We start from the raw sequence: 1,384 nt of genomic DNA, 5'->3' as shown, positions 1-1,384 counted from the left end.
TGTGGATCTCCTGACCTGAAAGTGGGCGGTTTTCGGTCAGTTTCGATGTGGAAGTTCCGGGCATGCGCCACCCCTGGTGAGGTTCGCCATCGCGATCAAAGCGTCAGGTGTGTGAAATCCGTATGACCGCTTCGTCAATGACCGCAGATGGCAGTTCGTTGCTTCGACTCGCGCGTTGCTCATCTGACACTCGACCGCGTTGTAGATTTGCACCTCACGTTTACGGATACTCGGCGCCAGGGTGCGAATCTCGGGTATATTGCAGGTCTCCGCCTTCCTCAACCAGCGCCGCAACGGCGCCCAACACGAGGAGTAAGCACCTGAAAGTATGTGCCTTATCTCTTCTTTCATCTGATACGCACGGGCCAGCACACTGTTGGCATCGGTGACCACGATGGACTGCAGCCGCTCCTGACTCTCGGTGAGGTCGTCAGGATTCTTCAACAACGCCCACCTCAATCGGCCGCGTTCCACCTTCGACAAGCCGGCTATCCGGCTCATCACCCGAGACCGGCACCGGTCCAACGCCTGACTAACCCACTGCAGCACATGGAATGGGTCCATACACCAGTACGCCCCCGGCGCCTGCTCAGCGAGGACCGCACCGATGTATTCGGCCCCATCAGCACTGATGTGAGTGATCTTGCGTGCTCGCACGTCACCCAGTTCGTCGAAGAATCGCTCGATGGTCTCCTTCTTGGCGCCCTCACCCGCCCACACCAACTGACCTGTGTCATGGTTGACCACGACGACCAAGTACTTGCGGCCCTTGCGATAAGCGATTTCATCGATGCCGATACGCCGCAACCCGTTCAAGCGTTTAGTCAGTCCGACATGGTCGTCGACCACGCGCTCGACGATACGAGACACCGTCCGCCAGGAAACCCGTAGATAGGCACTCACCGCGGTCATCGGGGCGTGCGCGCACAGCCATGCGACGGTGTCGTCGAAAGCCCTGGTCATCTTCGCTTCCGGACGTGCCCACGGAACCAACTCAGTCTTCGTACCATGGCGAGGACACTTCACGCGGTTGGCGGGCAACTCGAGGAAGCATCGCCAGCCACCCATGTCGAGATGTCGCCACCGTCGCGGTGCCGGTGGCTGATCGTAACCAGGGCACCGCTTCTTACACTGCGGGCACCGTGATCGTGCGTTCGCGTGCAGCTCCAGTGTCACCACGATGACCTGCCCACGATCATCCTCATCGAACCTGACACCCACGACACGGGCACGCTCGATTCCCAGCAACTTCTGCAGTACTCTGACAGTGCGCAACGCCCACTCCCTTAGGTCTTTGTTTTCGCAACTCAAAACCTAAGCGAGACTGGGCGTTGCGTGCGTTAGGCTCGCGAGAAGACACCCACTTTGGCGTCAGAAGAGCCAC

At 59.3% G+C, this 1,384-nt stretch carries 1 protein-coding gene; it reads right to left on the bottom strand.

What is annotated here, in order from left to right; translation table 11 throughout:
• Nucleotides 1-36: 36 nt before the first annotated feature.
• The gene (locus tag M4D77_RS23730; protein ID WP_259937725.1) at nucleotides 37-1,176 is read right to left on the bottom strand and encodes an ISL3 family transposase; all 1,140 of its coding nucleotides are present in this window, start codon (nucleotides 1,174-1,176) and stop codon (nucleotides 37-39) included.
• Nucleotides 1,177-1,384: the final 208 nt, after the last annotated feature.

The sequence above is a fragment of the Gordonia sp. p3-SID1431 genome, assembly GCF_025143765.1.
GTDB classification, from domain to species: Bacteria; Actinomycetota; Actinomycetes; order Mycobacteriales; family Mycobacteriaceae; genus Gordonia; species Gordonia hongkongensis.
Note: the sequence above shows the minus strand (reverse complement) of the source record. Positions and strands in the feature narration are given on the sequence as shown.